We start from the raw sequence: 16,008 nt of genomic DNA on the forward strand, positions 1-16,008 counted from the left end.
CGTGATGTGAGTGATGTGCGTCGTGCCGTGCGGGTGATCATGATCAGCCCCCTGGTGGCCGCCCCAACCTCTTGGAAGCTATGACCACCCGCACGGCCCAGTGGTTGTATCAGGGCTCAGAACAGGCCCTTGTACCCCTGCCAGCCAGTGCCGAGCTTGACCGTGGAGCCGAACGACCCGGCGCCGTTGCCGTTGTTGCGCAGCAGGTCACCGGCGGCGTTACGGGAGATCAGGTCCGCCCTGCCGTCCCTGTTCAGGTCACCGACGCCGACGAAGGCGTTACGGCCGCTACCCCAGTTGTTGCCGAACACCAGGGCGCGCGCCTTGAGCGTGCCCGTCGCCGTGCCGTTCATCCGCCACAGCGCGTTGGCACCGTCCACCGCGAGCAGGTCGCCGACACCGTCGCCGTTCAGGTCACCGGCGCCGAACACCGCCCGGTACGCCTTCCAGTTGGTGGCGATCCGGCCCCGCGCCTTCAGCTTGCCGGCGCCGTCGTCCGCGTACAGGTAGAGGTCACCCGTGGTCGCCTGACGAGCCACCAGGTCCGGCCGGCCGTCACCGGTCAGGTCACCGGGCGAGGTCAGGACGTTGAACTGCGCCCACGCGGTGCCCAGCGAGGTGTACGGAGCCGACGGCACCAACGGCTTGCCGCACCCCGGCCGGTAGGCCCGCAGCTCACCGCTCGGCATCCGCACCAGCACGTCGTTGCAGCCGTCACCGTTCAGGTCGCCGAACGGGACCGCCACGGTGGACGTGGACCAGCCGCTGCCGCTCACCGCCCCGGAGAGCGTGCCCGCGCCCGTTCCGTACCGGACCGCGAGGACCCCCGACGAGTTCAGCGACACGAGGTCCGCGACGCCGTCGCCGTTGTGGTCGCGCCGCGCCGTCGTGGTGCCCGACAGCGTGACCGTGCCGGACTGCACCAGCTCCGCACCCTGCCCGTCCGCCGGAAGCGCCGTCAACGACCAGGTGTACGAGCCGTTGCCGACCATCTTGCCGGCCGCGTCCTTGCCGTCCCAGGCGGCGCCGAGAACGCCCCGGGCCTCACCGCCCGTCAGCGTGCGCCGCACGGCGCCGGAGCCGTCCTTGACGGTGAGCTGCCAGGAAGCGGCGGGCTTGGACAGCCACCAGCGGGGCTTCCAGGGCGCGCTGCCGCCCTTGACGTCGTGCGCGGCCGGGACGTCGGCGTCGATACGGGCGATCGGGGATGCGGGCACGCCCGCGTCCACGACCCGGATGTCGCCATCGGTGTTGGCGGTGAGGGCGATCCGGCCGGTCGCGGGGTCGACGGCGTACCTGTAGTGCCGCTCGTTGTCGTCGGCGACCTGATGGGTGGCGACATGCACGGGCTGGGCACCCCGGATGTCGGTCACCTTGACGTCGGAGCCGTTGCCCCACACGACATAGCCGTCACCGAGCTCGGAGACCGGCTCCGTGGTGGTGTGGTTGACGCCCTTGTCGAGGTCGAAGACACCGCGCTTGGTGGGCCATCCCGCGCAGTCCCAGCTCAGCCAGTGCGCGGTCACCTTGATGGACTCGGCCTTGCAGCCGCTGCCCAGGTTGACGGTCCGCTTCACCGCGCCGGTCCTGGCGTCGTAGCCCTTCACCGTGCCGGCCACCTCACCGGCGGCCCAGACGGTGTCCCCGTACAGGTCGGAGTCCCACGCGTTGACGCCGGGGAAGGAGGCGAGTTGCTTACCGGTGTCGAGGTCGACCGTGATCAGGCCCGTGTACGAGCCGTCGGCACGCTCGCCGGTGGCGGCCAGGTAACGGCCGGACGCGTCCACCGCACCGAGCCGGGCGAGGCCCGCGGTCACCGGTGTGCCCTGGGTGGCGCCGGGCCGCACCAGCAGCGGGAAGTCGCCGTGGTTGCCGTCCGGCCGGAGCAGCAGGCGCCCGTCGCCCGTGGCCGTGATCTCCGGGCAGCCCTCGCTGTCCGTGCAGCCGGTGAGGTCCATGCCGAGGGTGCCGAGGTCGTCCGTGGCACCGGCGGTCAGCGCGCCGGTGACCGACACGGTCCGGGTGCGGAACGCGTTGCTCGCGTCCGGCATCCGCTCCAGCGAGTACAGCTTGCCGTTGGCGAAGCTGGAGGACCGGGGCAGGGACGTCAGGGGCGTGATGTCGGTCAGCTTGCGGACCGTGGGCGCGGAGTCCGTGACGCCGACGAGCTGGACGCCCAGCGCGTCGGCGCTGTCCCCGCCGACCAGCAGCAGTTGCGTGCCGTCGGGCGTGGGCTGTGCGTGGGCGCGTGCGTACGCGAGGACGGTCGTCTCCGCCCCGCCGGACAGCGGTACGGTCACGACGCGGTACGGGGCGGTGCCGCCCAGCCCCGACTGGCGGGCCACGAACGCCTGGTCGCCGATGACGCCGAGGAGCTTGTCGCCCTCCCGGTACGGCAGGTCAGCGGTCCGGGCCTGCGTGAGCGCGCCCTCGGGCGTCACGCCGCTCTTGGCGTAGAACGTGACCTTGCCGTCCTTGGTCCACTCCACGACGTGGTCGGGGGTGAGCACGGTGCCGGCGGTCTCGGCGGCCGTGGTGCGGGCGAGCTGCCTCACCTGGCCGCCACTGATCCAGACCGGGCGGGTCACACCGTCCTTGCGGTAGACCGTGACCACTCCGGCGGCGTCCGCCGACTGGATCTTGTACGGCCGTTCGGCGCCCGTGGGCCAGCCGGTGACCTGCGTGCTCGACACCGTGCCGCCCGACAGGCGGTGCGTGTGCCACTCGGGCTCGGCGGTGCTGCTCGCCTGGCTGTACGTCACGACCGTGGAGCCGTACGTACCGACGTACCGGTGACCGGAGGGCACGTCGATGTACTGGTTGGTTCCCGCGACGGGGTCGAAGAGACGGACGCGCCCCGCGCTGGTGGGGCCGGTCCCGTGCGCGGCGACGACATCGGAACCGGCGCCGTAGGTGGCGCCCTCCTCGGGGCCCTCGGCCTCGTTGTACACGGGAGACGTCGTCCCCGAGTACGTGGCCCAGAAGTGGCCGCGGCCCTCCTCGTACCGCAGGTACCCGTTCGGGCCGGCGGAGAGCGGGATCACGCTCCTCGGGTGGGCGGCCTTGGTGGCCTCGAAGACGGCGCCGGGCGCGTCGGCGGCGACCGCGGCCGGGGCGAGCGGCCCGATCCCGGAAATGAGCGTCACCGCCGCGACGGCGGCGATGGAATGGCGTATGAGAGCGCGTCGAGGCACTCAGGTTCCTCCCCAGGAAAAGTGCGGGAACGGTGCGCCGGCTTGAAAATCCCCCCGGACGCGACCCCCGCAGCGAGTGAGCGGGATCGTAACAGGACAGGGCCCGTATCTCTGTGCGAGATACGGGCCCTGATCAGTGCTTACGCGTCAGTGCGTCACGCGTCAGCCGTTGCGCTTCCAGCGCGGCTTGTCGTCACGGCGGCCGAAGGAGGAGCCGGAGTTCGAGCCACCGCGGTGGTCGTCACGGCGACCGTAGGGGCGCTCGTGGCCGCCGGAGCGGAAGCCGCCGCCCGAGGGACGGTCGTCTCGACGGTCACGGTTGAACGGACGGTCGCTGCCGCGGTGGCCGCCGGTGGGGCGGTCGTCGCGACGGTCGTCGCGGCGGAAGCCACCGGAGGGACGGTCGTTGTCGCGGCGGAAGCCACCGGAGGCCGGACGGTCGTTGTCCCGGCGGAAGCCACCGGAGGCCGGACGGTCATTGTCACGACGGAAGCCACCCGAGGGGCGGTCGTTGTCCCGGCGGAAGCCACCGGAGGCCGGACGGTCGTTGTCACGACGGAAGCCGCCCGACGGACGGTCGTTGTCACGGCGGTCGTCGCGACGGAAGCCGCCACGGTCGTCACGGCGCTCGAACGAACGGCCACCACGGTCGTTGTCACGACGGTCGTCACGGCGGAAGCCGCCACGGTCGTCACGGCGCTCGAACGAACGGCCACCACGGTCGTCGCGGTCGCGGCGCTCGTAGTTGCCCCGGTCGTCGCGGCGGTCGCGGCGCTCGAAGTTGCCCCGCTCGTCACGGGAGTCACGGGACTCGCGCGCCGGCTGCGCCGGTACGGACGCGATCGCGGCCTGGACCTCGGCCTCCGCGGCCTCCGTCACCTCGGCGACGGCGGCCTCCGGGTCCTCGCCCCGCTCGCGGGCGGCACGGGCGACCAGGCGGTCGGCCTCCTCGCGCAGCTCCACGGCACGGCGCTGGAGCCGCTCGAGCTGCTTGGTGAGGTCGGCGACCTCGCGCTCGGCCTGCTTGGCGGCGTTGTTCGCGGAGTCGGCCTGCACCTCGGTCAGCGACCGGGCGCCGGTGATCTCGGCGACCTCCGGGTCGAACGCCCCGGCACCGCCCACGATGTGGCGCGTGGCGTCGACGCCCGCGTCCTCCATGAGGCGGAAGATCTGGCGGCGCTGGTGCGGCAGGGCCAGCGAGACGACCACGCCGGACTTGCCCGCACGGGCCGTACGGCCCGAACGGTGCAGGTAGTCCTTGTGGTCACCGGCCGGGTCCACGTTCAGGACCAGGTCGATGCCGTCGACGTGGATGCCGCGAGCGGCGACGTCGGTGGCGACGAGCGCGTTGACGTACCCGTCCTTGAAGTCCGCCAGGGTGCGCGTACGGGCGCCCTGCGTCATGCCGCCGTGCAGCGCGTCGGCCTTCACGCCCGCCTCACGGAGCTGCTCGGCGATGCGGTCGGCACCGAGCTGGGTGCGGACGAAGATGATGGTGCGGCCCTTGCGGGCGGCGATCGCGGCGGTGACCGGCGCCTTGTCCTTGGGCTTCACGACCAGGACGTGGTGGGTCATGGTCGTGACGGCACCGGCGGACGGGTCGACCTCGTGCGTGACGGGGTCGACCAGGTAGCGCTTGACCAGGCTGTCGATCTCGTTCTCCAGCGTGGCGGAGAAGAGCAGACGCTGGCCGCCCTCGGGGATCTGGTCGAGCAGCTCGGTGACCTCGGGCATGAAGCCCAGGTCGGCCATCTGGTCGGCCTCGTCGAGGACCGCGATCTTCACGGCCTCCAGGGAGCAGGCGCCGCGGTTGATGATGTCGCGCAGCCGGCCCGGGGTGGCGACGAGGATGTCGACGCCGCGCTCCAGGGCGTAGATCTGGTTGCCCATCGACGTACCGCCGCAGACGACCTTCATCTTGAGGCCGAGGACGTCGCCGTACGGCTGGAGGGCGTCCGCGACCTGCATCGCGAGCTCACGGGTCGGGGTGAGGATAACGCCGCGGGGCTTCTTCTTGTCGGTGTGGCCCCCGGCCAGGGTGGCGAGCAGCGGCAGACCGAAGGAGAGGGTCTTGCCGGAGCCGGTGCGGCCGCGGCCGAGGATGTCCTTGCCGGCCAGGGCGTCCGGGATGGTCGCGGCCTGGATCGGGAAGGGGGTGGTCACGCCGTTCTGGGCGAGCTTGCGGACGATGCCCTCGGGCAGGCCCAGGTCGCCGAAGGTGATCTGGGGCTCGTCGGCGGTCTGCTGCTCGGGCGCCTCAGGAGCCTCGTCCGCGAGAGCGACGCTCTCGTCGAGGTCGGCGTTCTCGGGCATGACGGCGTGGTCAGGACTGAAAATGGACATGCGAAATGCGAAACCTTCCGGAGTCTCGGCACGCGCCCGTCAACTCCGTGTTTCGCAATTCGACCGCCTCTATGCGGTCAGCCACGGCAAGGGAGAGTACGCGCCACACGCGGCGCTCTCGGTAGTGGCGCCGGGCAAAGGGGAACATGGGATCAAACGATCTACCACCATACGCACTCTCCCCCACTCAGCGCAAACCGGCCCACGTCACCCCGTCTGTGACGTCCGCCTCACCACCGCCCGCGCCACGCCGACGAAGCCCCGCCACGCCCGTGAAGGCTCCGCCACGCCACGCACCACACCCGTGAAGGCTCCGCCACGCGCCCTCCGCCACGCGCGAAGCCCCGCCACGCGCCGCGCCCGCCACGTCACTCACGCCGGTGCCACCTGCGGCGACGCCTCGGGTTCCGCCCCCGGCCCGTCCCACCGGTCCTCCGGCGCGCCCATTGCCTGCGTCCGCGTGTCGGCGGCCGGCGAGGCGGACGGCGGGTCCGACGGGTCGGGGCTCGGCTCGGCGGGCGGCGTCGACGGGGGCGTCGGCTCCGGCGGCGTCGTGGGCTCCGGCGGCGTCGGCTGCTGGCTCGGCGAGGCACCGCCACCGCCACCCGTGCCACCGCCTGCGCCACCGTCGCCGGTCGGCGAGGGAGCGGGCGGCCGCGCGGGCCGCGCCCCGGGCGTGCCGTCCGCCGACGGCTTCCCGGACGGCGCCCCCGACGGCTCCGCCGAACCGGTCCCGTCGCCCGGCTCCGGCGAGGCACCGTCCTCCTCGCCCGGCGCGCCCGCCTCGCCCTCCAGCCCCGGCCCGGTGCGTACGTCGTGCCGGCCGCCCGGCGCGTCGGCACCGCCGTCCGGCTCGGCCGCCGCGGCGCCCGACGGGCCGGCGGACCGGGCGGGGCCCGGCTTGGCGCCCGCGTCGGACACGCTCATGCAGCCGCTGACGGAGCCTGCGGAGGCCGCTACCGCCAGCGCGGTGACGGCCCATCGGACGGGGACGGGCAAATGGCGCACGAGGGCACCTCCATGGGTGCTGGACGGGGTTTCCCTGCCCAACTCCCCAGGCCCCACAAGGACACGCCCGCACGCGGGGGCCGTCAGCCGTACCCGAGCTCGTGCAGCCGCTCGTCGTCGATCCCGAAGTGGTGGGCGATCTCGTGCACGACGGTCACCTCGGTCTCGGCCACCACGTCCTCCCGCGAGTCGCACATCCGCAGCGTCGGCCCCCGGTAGATGGTGATCCGGTCGGGCAGCACGCCCGCGTACCACTCGCCCCGGTCGGTCAGCGGAGTCCCCTCGTACAGACCCAGCAGATCCGGATCGTCCGCCGACGGCTCGTCCTCCACGAACACCGCGACGTTGTCCATCAGCCGCGTCAGCTCGGGCGGGATCCGGTCCAGCGCCTCGGCGACCAGTTCCTCGAACTCCTCGCGTGTCATCTCCAGCACCCGGCCATTGTCAGGGATGGCCGGGCATAGTGACCGGTCCTCATGGGCATACGGCGCCCATGGCCGCCCGAGCTGCCCTCCGCACCACGTACGCCCGCCTGCTGCGCCACTACCGCTCCCACCACACCGACCCCACCTCCGCCCTGGTCCACACCCCTCACCCATATGCCCGCGCCTTCGGTCTGGTCGCCGTCGTACTGATGGGGGCGTGGCTCGGCCTGCTGATCGTCGGCAGCGTCCGTACGCCCGTGGGGCCGATGGACACGAGCATGACCCTGCGCCCGTCCCTCTCCGGCGGTACGAAGATCAACGTCTCGCCGCTGGGCGCGCTGGAGCTCGACTCGCACACCGCGCCCATCCGCCTCGACGTGGACGTCGACCAGCTCGACCCGGTGCGTTCCCAGGCCCTGGTGGAGCACCCCGAGCGGATCACCGGCCTCCAGGACGAGATCACCCAGGACGTCGCCGACGGCACCCGGGAGCTGGCGTGGCGTTCCTGCGTCGCCGTCGTGTCGGGCGCCACCGCCCTCGGGCTCGCCGTCTACCGCCGCCCGCGCCGCGCCCTGGCGGCCGGGGGCCTGGCGCTCGCGCTGCTGGCCGCCTCCGGGGCGTCCGCGTACGCCACGTGGAACCCCAAGTCCGTGCTGGAGCCCAAGTTCTCCGGGCTCCTTTCGTCGGCGCCGTCCGTGGTGGGCAACGCCCGCTCGATCGTGACCGAGTTCGACGTCTACCAGAAGGAACTCGCCCGTCTCGTCACCAATGTGACGAAGCTGTACGACGCCGCCTCCACGCTCCCGACGTACCAGCCGGACCCGGGCACCATGCGCGTGCTGCACGTCTCCGACATCCACCTGAACCCGGCCGCGTGGGAGATCATCCGCTCGCTCGTCGAGCAGTACCGGATCGACGTGATCATCGACTCGGGCGACACCATGGACCACGGCACCGCAGCCGAGAACGGCTTCCTCGACCCGATCAGCGACCTCGGCGCGCCGTACGTCTGGGTGCGCGGCAACCACGACTCCCAGGTCACCCAGCGGTACCTGGCCGGCCTCCGGAACGTCCACGTCCTCGACCAGGGCCGCGCCGTCACCGTCGCCGGCCTCCGGGTGGCCGGCACCGGCGACCCGCAGTTCACGCCGGACCGCTCGGTGGTGGCGGCCGGCGACGACGCCGAGCGGGCGGCGGGCGCCCGGCTTGCGGCGGCCCTGCGCGAGCAGGCCCGGCGGGGCACGCCCGCCGACATCGCGGTGGCCCACAACCCAGTGGCCGCCCAGGAGACCGACGGCCACGTCCCCCTGGTCCTGGCGGGCCACGTCCACCGCCGCGTGAACAAGCTCCTGCCGGACGGCACCCGCCTCAAGATCGAGGGCTCCACGGGCGGCGGCGGCCTGCGCGCCCTGGAGGGCGACCAGCCCGAGAAGGTCCACGCCTCCGTCCTCTACCTGGACCGGGACACCCGCCGCCTCCAGGCCTGGGACGAGATCACCCTGGGCGGCCTGGGCCTGACGACCGCCGAGGTCAGCCGCCACGTCCCCGAGGAGAACGCCCCGGCCACCCCCTCCGGAACCCCCTCGGCACCCCGCTCCGGAAGCCCCTCCCCACCCCGCTCCCCATAACCGTTTTGGCGAACCGTCCTCGCATCCCATATGCTTCTCACGTCCCCGACGCGCTGACGAAGCGCCCAGGCGGGCCATCAGCCCTCATCGTCTAGTGGCCCAGGACGCCGCCCTTTCAAGGCGGTAGCACGGGTTCGAATCCCGTTGGGGGCACGCATCACCGTGTGCGAGACTGGTTTTCGCACATTGCTTGGTCCTGTGGAGCAGTTTGGAGTGCTCGCCACCCTGTCAAGGTGGAGGCCGCGGGTTCAAATCCCGTCAGGACCGCTGCGGCTCGAAAGAGCTGCGTGGCTGGGTAGCTCAGTTGGTACGAGCGTCCGCCTGAAAAGCGGAAGGTCGCCGGTTCGACCCCGGCCCCAGCCACCGCCACGAAGGCCCCGTCCGATGGACGGGGCCTTCGTCGTACCCCCACCCCGTGGCCGTACCGCCGCGCACGTCACGTGTTCGTCGGGACGCCCGCGTTCGTGAGGATCTCGCGGGCCGGGAGTGTGGTGCTCTGGGCGGCGGTCAGGCCGGAGGCGGCGAGGTGGGCGTCCACGATGCGGAGGCCGACCCCGTAGCCGGCGAAGTCGGGCAGGCCCACGGGGGCGTGCCCCATGCGCCGCGCGGTGGCGTCGCCGTAAACGTACGCGGGCAGGTTCGACATCCCGGCCACGTCGATCGCGGCCGTGACCTTCTCGTAGGCGTCGTCCAGTTCCGCGCCGGACAGTGCCGTCGCCCAGGGCCCCATGGCCCACTCGCCCGCCAGTTCCCGTACGAACGCCTCGGCCAGCCCTTCGGCCACGACCTGCTCGCCGACGGTGACCGTCGTCGGGTTCCAGACCACATTGGCGTACCGCACGTTGTGGTGGAGCTCGTGCGCGGCGACGTGGCCGATCTTCGCCAGGCTGGTCTCGGTCGGCCACATCGTCAGGTGGATGGCGCCCGGGATGCCGCCCATACCGAGGTAGCCCGCGTTGCTCACCGTCAGGAGCTCGTCGTCGGGATCACCGAGCACCAGCACGACGTGCACGGTGTCGGCGCCCTTGACCCCGGGCACCGCACCGCTCAGTCGTTCCCACGCCGTGGCGAGGCACTCCTCGATCCGCTCCCACACCCCTGCGTCCCGCATCCGCTCCAGGGCCGTCAGGTGGCGCGGGTCGTCACGATCGACCCGGAAGCCGCTGCCCAGCCGGTGCATCCGCACCACGTCCACGCCCACGGCGGACAGCACGCCGTGCAGCGGGCCGAGCAGCTCCCGGAGGGCGTCGGGCCGCTCCTCCAGGGGGCGCCGTAGGAGGGCGGACATGGCGGACTCCGTGTCATGAACGATGATCTTCATGACCGGGGACGGTAGGGCGTCACGTTACGTGAGGTGCAAGACGTGCCAGGTCAGACGCGCTCGCGACCGCGCCAGCCCCGGACGCCCAGGGTGATCGCGACGACGGCGACGACCCCCACCAGCAGCGCCCAGTCCGGCACCGCGCGGCCGAGACCGGACGCCCATTCCTCCACCGCGTACGAGTCGTCGACCGACAGCAGGCCCGGGAGGGCGGTCGTGCCGTCGAAGGCGAGGAAGAGGGCGCCGAGGGCGATGAAGAACAGGCCCGACAGCAGCGACGTGCTGTGCAGCTCGAAGCGCCCCACGCGCAGGGCACGTCCCCGCAGCCAGCCGCGCCGGCCCAGGTCGTAGCGCTCCCAGAGCAGGGCCAGCAGGAACAGCGGTACGGCCATGCCGAGCGCGTACACGGCCAGCAGGAGGCCCCCGTACGCCGGGCTGCCGCTGAGCGCCGCCACGGTCAGGACGCTGCCCAGGATCGGGCCCGCGCAGAAGCCGGCCAGGCCGTAGACCAGGCCCAGGGCGAACACGGAGAGCGCCGACACCGGGCGGATACGGCCGCTCACCTCGGCGGTCCGGCGCGAGGCGAAGCCCAGGCCCAGGATCTGCGCCACGCCCAGCGCGACGATCGTCCAGCCGCCGACGGCGACCAGCAGGTCTCGGTGGCCGTAGAAGAGCCGCCCCGCGAAGGACCCCGCCGCGCCCAGCGGGACGAGCGTGGTGGCGAGACCGGCGTAAAAGATGCCGGTCCGGGCGAGCAGCCGGGCCGGGGTGTCGATGGAGTACGCGAAGAACGCGGGCAGGAGCAGCGCGCTGCACGGGCTCAGGAGCGCGAGCAGGCCGCCCAGGAACGCCGCCAGGTAGCCGATGTCCGTCACTTCGCCGCCTCGCGCCGCGCCGATTCGATTGCGGTCGTGAACGTCTCCATGGGCTGGGCGCCCGCGATGGGCCGGCCGTTCACCAGGAACGACGGCGTGGACGTGGCGCCCAGCGTGTACGCCTGCTCCTGGTCCTTCGCCACGGCCTGCCGCGCCGCCTCGCTGTCGAGGTCACGGCCGAAGCGGTCGGCATCAGGCACGCCCGCCTCCCGCGCGAGCGCCAGCACCCGGTCCTTGCCGAAGCCCTTCTCCTTCGCGCCCTCGGCGTACGCGGCCTTGTGGAACTGCCAGAACCGCCCCTGCTGCCCGGCCGCCCACGCGGCGCGTGCCGCGCGCTCGGACTCCTCGCCGAAGATCGGGAAGTTGCGCCATTCGATGCGCAGGGTGCCCTCGTCGACGTACTTCTTCATCAGCTCCGGCTCGGTCTCGCGGGCGAACTTGCCGCAGTAGCCGCACTTGAAGTCGGCGTATTCGATCAGTACGACGGGGGCGTCGGCGCGCCCGACGGCGAGCGGGTCCTTGGCGTCGCGCCGGGCGTACTTCTCCAGCTCGGGGTAGACGCCGGACTGCGGCTCCGCGGACGAGCGCGGCTCCACGGTCTGCTCGACGACGACGGAAGGCGACGCGGACGGCTCGGACGGCTTGGTGGCGGTGTACGAGACGACGCCGAGCAGCGCGGCGGCGGCGACGACACCGGCGCCGATGAGGTAGGGCTTGGACTTGGGCATGGTGGAGCTCCTGTACGCATGGGGAAGTGACCGGCCGGGGATACCGCGCCGGCTATACGCGCAGGATCGACAGGTCCAGCGGAGAGAGCGGCACGAGCGGCGGCGGCCCCCGCCGCGGCCGGACGTCCGGTTCCGTCTCGTCCACGACCCACGCGCCGGTCGCCACGCGCGCGTGGTGCAGGGCGGGCAGCAGCTCGCAGAGGGTGCCCGGGCGGGGCGGCACGGCGGGCGCCAGTCCGCCCTCGTCGTCGAGCGGGTCGCACCCGGGCGTCTGGCCCGACGCACCGGCGGCGGCCACCACGTCGTGCCCGATGTCGTGCCCGGCGTGACCGGTGCCCTGACCGGCGACCGTGCCGCACACCAGCAGCGTGCCCAGCAGCACGAGCGCGGCGGCGGCGAGGCGGCACCACCGGCTGCCGGCACGAGGCATGGGCACCGCCTTCCAAGGTCATCCGGGGGTCGTCGACTCGCCGGAAATGGTACGGGGAAATCGGTTCGCCACTCCGTCGCCGCGAGTGAGATCCTGGATCAGGTATGTCTACTTCCTTCGCCGACCTCCAGACCCTGCTGGCCGAGGTCTCGCTGCGCGACGCGCACCGGCTCGGCCGCCGTCTCGAAGGCGCCCGCCGCATCCGCAAGCCCGAAGCCCGGCAGGCCGTGCTGGACGAGATCGCCGCAGAGGCCGGGAAGGCCGCTGCCCGCACCGCCGAGCGCGCGGCACGGGTGCCGGAGATCACGTACCCCGAACAGTTGCCGGTCAGCCAGAAGAAGGGCGACATCCTGGAGGCGATACGCGACCACCAGGTCGTGATCGTCGCCGGTGAGACGGGGTCCGGCAAGACGACCCAGATCCCCAAGATCTGCCTGGAGCTGGGGCGCGGCGTCCGGGGCATGATCGGCCACACGCAGCCCCGACGCATCGCCGCCCGCACGGTCGCCGAGCGCGTGGCGGACGAACTGAAGACGCCGCTGGGCGAGGCGGTCGGCTGGAAGGTCCGCTTCACCGACCAGGTGAACCAGGACGCGACCTTCATCAAGCTGATGACCGACGGCATCCTGCTCGCCGAGATCCAGACGGACCGCGAGCTGCGCGCGTACGACACGATCATCATCGACGAGGCCCACGAACGCAGCCTCAACATCGACTTCCTGCTCGGCTACCTCGCCCAGCTCCTCCCCAAGCGCCCCGACCTCAAGGTCGTGATCACCTCCGCGACCATCGACCCCGAGCGCTTCTCCCGCCACTTCGGCGACGCGCCGATCGTCGAGGTCTCCGGCCGTACGTACCCGGTCGAGGTCCGCTACCGCCCGCTGCTCGAAGAGGACTCCGACGAGTCCGACCGCGACCAGATCACCGCCATCTGCGACGCGGTCGACGAACTCCAGGCGGAGGGCCCGGGCGACATCCTGGTCTTCCTCTCCGGTGAACGCGAGATCCGCGACACGGCGGACGCGCTGATCAAGAAGAAGCTCCGCAACACCGAGGTCCTCCCCCTCTACGCCCGCCTCTCGCACGCCGAGCAGCACCGGGTCTTCCAGCCGCACTCCGGCAGGCGGATCGTCCTGGCGACGAACGTCGCCGAGACGTCCCTGACGGTCCCCGGCATCAAGTACGTCATCGATCCGGGCACCGCCCGCATCTCCCGCTACAGCCACCGCACCAAGGTGCAGCGCCTGCCGATCGAGCCGATCAGCCAGGCCAGCGCCAACCAGCGCAAGGGCCGCTGCGGCCGTACGTCGGACGGCATCTGCATCCGGCTGTACGACGAGGACGACTTCCTCGCCCGCCCGGAGTTCACGGACGCCGAGATCCTCCGGACGAACCTGGCGTCGGTCATCCTCCAGATGACGGCGGCCGGGCTCGGCGACATCGAGAAGTTCCCCTTCATCGACCCGCCGGACCACCGCAACATCCGCGACGGCGTGCAGCTCCTCCAGGAGCTGGGCGCGATCGACCCGGCGCAGAAGGACCCCAAGAAGCGGCTCACGCAGCAGGGCCGCAAGCTCGCCCAGCTCCCGGTGGACCCGCGCCTGGCCCGCATGGTCCTGGAGGCCGACAAGAACGGCTGCGTGCGCGAGGTCATGGTCATCGCGGCCGCCCTGTCCATCCAGGACCCGCGCGAGCGGCCGGCCGAGAAGCAGGCGCAGGCCGACCAGCAGCACGCCCGCTTCAAGGACGAGACGTCCGACTTCCTCGCGTTCCTGAACCTCTGGCGCTACATCCGCGAGCAGCAGAAGGCGCTGTCGTCCTCGGCCTTCCGCCGGATGTGCAAGTCGGAGTACCTCAACTACCTGCGCATCCGCGAATGGCAGGACATCTATACGCAGTTGCGCACGGTCGCCAAGCAGATGGGCATCCACTTCAACGAGGAGGACGCGCCGGAGGACCGCGTGCACGTCTCGCTGCTCGCCGGGCTGCTCTCCCACATCGGGATGAAGGACATCAAGGACGGCGCGAAGAACGAGTACCTGGGCGCGCGCAGCGCCAAGTTCGCGGTTTTCCCCGGCTCGGCGCTCTTCAAGAAGCCGCCCCGTTTCATCATGTCGGCCGAGCTGGTGGAGACGTCCCGCCTGTGGGCGCGGGTCAACGCGAAGATCGAGCCCGAGTGGATCGAGCCGCTGGCCGGGCACCTGCTGAAGCGCACCTACTCCGAGCCGCACTGGGAGAAGGACCAGGCGGCGGTCATGGCGTACGAGAAGGTCACGCTGTACGGCGTGCCGATCGTCGCCCAGCGCAAGGTCAACTACGGCCGCATCGACCCGGAGGTCAGCCGCGAGCTGTTCATCCGGAACGCGCTGGTGGAGGGCGACTGGCGCACGCACCACAAGTTCTTCGCGGACAACCGCAAGCTCCTGACGGAGGTCGAGGAGCTGGAACACCGGGCCCGGCGCCGTGACATCCTCGTGGACGACGAGACGCTGTTCGACTTCTACGACCAGCGGGTGCCCGAACACGTCGTGTCGGGCGCGCACTTCGACTCGTGGTGGAAGCACAAGCGCCGCGAGGAGCCGGACCTGCTCGACTTCGAGCGCGAGATGCTCATCAACGAGAAGGCGGGCGCGGTCACCAAGGCCGACTACCCGGACTCGTGGCGGCAGGGCGCGCTCAAGTTCCGCGTCACGTACCAGTTCGAGCCGGGCGCGGACGCGGACGGCGTCACGGTGCACATCCCGCTCCAGGTGCTGAACCAGGTCACCGACGAGGGCTTCGACTGGCAGATCCCCGGCCTGCGCGAGGAGGTCGTCACGGAACTGATCCGCTCGCTGCCCAAGCCGATCCGCCGCCACTACGTCCCGGCGCCGAACTTCGCGAAGAGGTTCCTGGATACCGCCCATCCCCTCCAGGAGCCGATCACCGTCACGCTCGCCCGCGAGCTCCAGCGGATGGTCGGCGTACCGGTCGACGCCGACGACTTCGACCTCTCCCGCGTCCCCGACCACCTGAAGATCACCTTCCGGATCGTCGACGAGCGGCGCCGGCAACTGGCCGAGGACAAGGACCTGGAGGCGCTGAAGCTGCAACTGCGCCCCAAGGCCCGCCAGGCGCTCTCCAAGGCCGCCAAGGCCGCCACCGCCGGCCCTTCGGGCTCCGGGCAGTCCCTGGAGCGCACGGGGCTGACGGACTGGACGATCGGCACGCTCACCAAGGTCTTCGAGACCCGGCGCGCCGGCCAGCCCGTCAAGGCCTACCCGGCCCTGGTCGACGCCGGCGAGACCGTCTCCGTACGGCTCTTCGACACGGAGGCCGAGCAGGCGCAGGCGATGTGGCGCGGCACCCGCAAGCTGATCATGCTGAACATCCCGGTGAACCCCGCCAAGTTCGCTTCCGACAGGCTGACGAACCAGCAGAAGCTGGCCCTCTCCCGCAATCCGCACGGCTCTGTCCAGGCGCTGTTCGAGGACTGCGCGACCGCCGCCGCCGACCGGCTGATCGCCGACCACGGCGGCCCGGTGTGGGACGAGGAGTCGTTCCGGAAGCTGTACGACAAGGTCCGCGCCGACCTCGTCGAGCTGACGATCCGTACGGTGGACCAGGTGCAGCAGATCCTGGCCGCCTGGCAGGCCTGTGAACGCCGCCTGAAGGCCACGAACAGCCTGGCCCTGGTGAACAACGTTCAGGACGTCCGCGAGCAGCTCGCGGCCCTCATGCCGGCCGGCTTCGTGACGAAGACCGGCCTGCGGCGGCTGCCGGACCTGATGCGCTACTTGGTGGCGGTGGACCGGCGGCTCCAGCAGATGCCGACGTCCGTCCAGCGCGACACCACGCGGATGGAGAAGGTCCACGAGATGCAGGACGAGTACGCCTGGCTGCTGGAGCAGCTCCCCAAGGGCCGTCCCGTCCCGCAGGAGGTGCTGGACATCCGCTGGATGATCGAGGAGCTGCGCGTCAGCTATTTCGCCCACGCCCTGGGCACGGCCCACCCGGTCTCCGACAAGCGCATCATCAAGGCCATCGACGCGGCGGCGCCCTAGGAGTGACCGGCAG

General features: G+C 71.7%; 10 protein-coding genes and 3 tRNA genes. 5 read left to right on the forward strand and 8 right to left on the reverse strand.

Annotation, left to right across the window (positions count from 1 at the left end; all coding sequences use genetic code 11):
• Positions 1–116: 116 nt before the first annotated feature.
• The 4 genes from AB0J57_RS11475 to AB0J57_RS11490 all read right to left on the reverse strand — a co-directional run bounded on the left by AB0J57_RS11475 (position 117) and on the right by AB0J57_RS11490 (position 6,979).
• A complete protein-coding gene (locus AB0J57_RS11475) occupies positions 117–3,194 on the reverse strand; it encodes an FG-GAP-like repeat-containing protein (RefSeq protein ID WP_366127853.1) in 3,078 nt (1,025 codons plus the stop codon).
• Positions 3,195–3,356: 162 nt separating this feature from the next.
• Positions 3,357–5,537, reverse strand: a complete 2,181-nt coding sequence (locus tag AB0J57_RS11480; RefSeq protein ID WP_366127854.1) for a DEAD/DEAH box helicase — start codon at positions 5,535–5,537, stop codon at positions 3,357–3,359.
• A gap of 372 nt (positions 5,538–5,909) precedes the next feature.
• Entirely contained in the window at positions 5,910–6,464 is a 555-nt protein-coding gene (locus AB0J57_RS11485) for a hypothetical protein (RefSeq protein WP_366127855.1), read from the reverse strand.
• A 164-nt stretch (positions 6,465–6,628) separates the two neighbouring features.
• Entirely contained in the window at positions 6,629–6,979 is a 351-nt protein-coding gene (locus AB0J57_RS11490; RefSeq protein WP_185923670.1) for a metallopeptidase family protein, read from the reverse strand.
• Between the two features lie 59 nt (positions 6,980–7,038).
• Here AB0J57_RS11490 and AB0J57_RS11495 point away from each other — a divergent pair, with 59 nt between their 5' ends.
• The 4 genes from AB0J57_RS11495 to AB0J57_RS11510 all read left to right on the forward strand — a co-directional run bounded on the left by AB0J57_RS11495 (position 7,039) and on the right by AB0J57_RS11510 (position 8,961).
• Positions 7,039–8,598 (forward strand): metallophosphoesterase, encoded by a 1,560-nt coding sequence (locus tag AB0J57_RS11495; protein WP_366127856.1) that lies wholly within the window; start codon positions 7,039–7,041, stop codon positions 8,596–8,598.
• A gap of 80 nt (positions 8,599–8,678) precedes the next feature.
• Positions 8,679–8,751: transfer RNA gene (locus AB0J57_RS11500), tRNA-Glu, on the forward strand.
• Positions 8,752–8,790: 39 nt separating this feature from the next.
• A tRNA-Asp gene (locus AB0J57_RS11505) sits at positions 8,791–8,865 on the forward strand.
• 22 nt (positions 8,866–8,887) lie between these two features.
• Positions 8,888–8,961 (forward strand) — tRNA-Phe (locus AB0J57_RS11510).
• A 73-nt stretch (positions 8,962–9,034) separates the two neighbouring features.
• Here the strand turns inward: AB0J57_RS11510 and AB0J57_RS11515 are convergent.
• Genes AB0J57_RS11515 through AB0J57_RS11530 form a run of 4 tightly spaced genes read right to left on the reverse strand, consistent with a single transcriptional unit; the run spans position 9,035 to position 11,952 of the window.
• Positions 9,035–9,919, reverse strand: a complete 885-nt coding sequence (locus AB0J57_RS11515) for a DUF2268 domain-containing putative Zn-dependent protease (RefSeq protein ID WP_366127857.1) — start codon at positions 9,917–9,919, stop codon at positions 9,035–9,037.
• Between the two features lie 50 nt (positions 9,920–9,969).
• A complete protein-coding gene (locus AB0J57_RS11520) occupies positions 9,970–10,794 on the reverse strand; it encodes a cytochrome c biogenesis CcdA family protein (RefSeq protein ID WP_366127858.1) in 825 nt (274 codons plus the stop codon).
• Entirely contained in the window at positions 10,791–11,522 is a 732-nt protein-coding gene (locus tag AB0J57_RS11525) for a DsbA family protein (protein ID WP_366127859.1), read from the reverse strand. Before AB0J57_RS11525 ends, AB0J57_RS11520 begins: the two co-directional genes overlap by 4 nt.
• Positions 11,523–11,574: 52 nt before the next feature.
• On the reverse strand, positions 11,575–11,952 hold the full coding sequence (locus AB0J57_RS11530; RefSeq protein ID WP_366127860.1) for a hypothetical protein: 378 nt from the start codon (positions 11,950–11,952) through the stop codon (positions 11,575–11,577).
• Positions 11,953–12,056: 104 nt separating this feature from the next.
• Between AB0J57_RS11530 and hrpA the strand changes: the two genes are divergently transcribed.
• Positions 12,057–15,995 (forward strand): ATP-dependent RNA helicase HrpA, encoded by a 3,939-nt coding sequence (gene hrpA / locus AB0J57_RS11535; RefSeq protein ID WP_366127861.1) that lies wholly within the window; start codon positions 12,057–12,059, stop codon positions 15,993–15,995.
• Positions 15,996–16,008 lie beyond the last annotated feature (13 nt).

The sequence above is a fragment of the Streptomyces sp. NPDC049837 genome (genome assembly GCF_040674455.1).
Taxonomy (GTDB): domain Bacteria; phylum Actinomycetota; class Actinomycetes; order Streptomycetales; family Streptomycetaceae; genus Streptomyces.

Coding starts and splice junctions, on each gene's coding strand:
- AB0J57_RS11515 (WP_366127857.1), bottom strand. CDS start 9,919: ATGAAGATCATCGTTCATGACACGGAGTCCGCCATGTCCGCCCTCCTA.
- AB0J57_RS11480 (WP_366127854.1), bottom strand. CDS start 5,537: ATGTCCATTTTCAGTCCTGACCACGCCGTCATGCCCGAGAACGCCGAC.
- AB0J57_RS11525 (WP_366127859.1), bottom strand. CDS start 11,522: ATGCCCAAGTCCAAGCCCTACCTCATCGGCGCCGGTGTCGTCGCCGCC.
- AB0J57_RS11485 (WP_366127855.1), bottom strand. CDS start 6,464: ATGAGCGTGTCCGACGCGGGCGCCAAGCCGGGCCCCGCCCGGTCCGCC.
- AB0J57_RS11530 (WP_366127860.1), bottom strand. CDS start 11,952: ATGCCTCGTGCCGGCAGCCGGTGGTGCCGCCTCGCCGCCGCCGCGCTC.
- AB0J57_RS11495 (WP_366127856.1), top strand. CDS start 7,039: ATGGCCGCCCGAGCTGCCCTCCGCACCACGTACGCCCGCCTGCTGCGC.
- hrpA (WP_366127861.1), top strand. CDS start 12,057: ATGTCTACTTCCTTCGCCGACCTCCAGACCCTGCTGGCCGAGGTCTCG.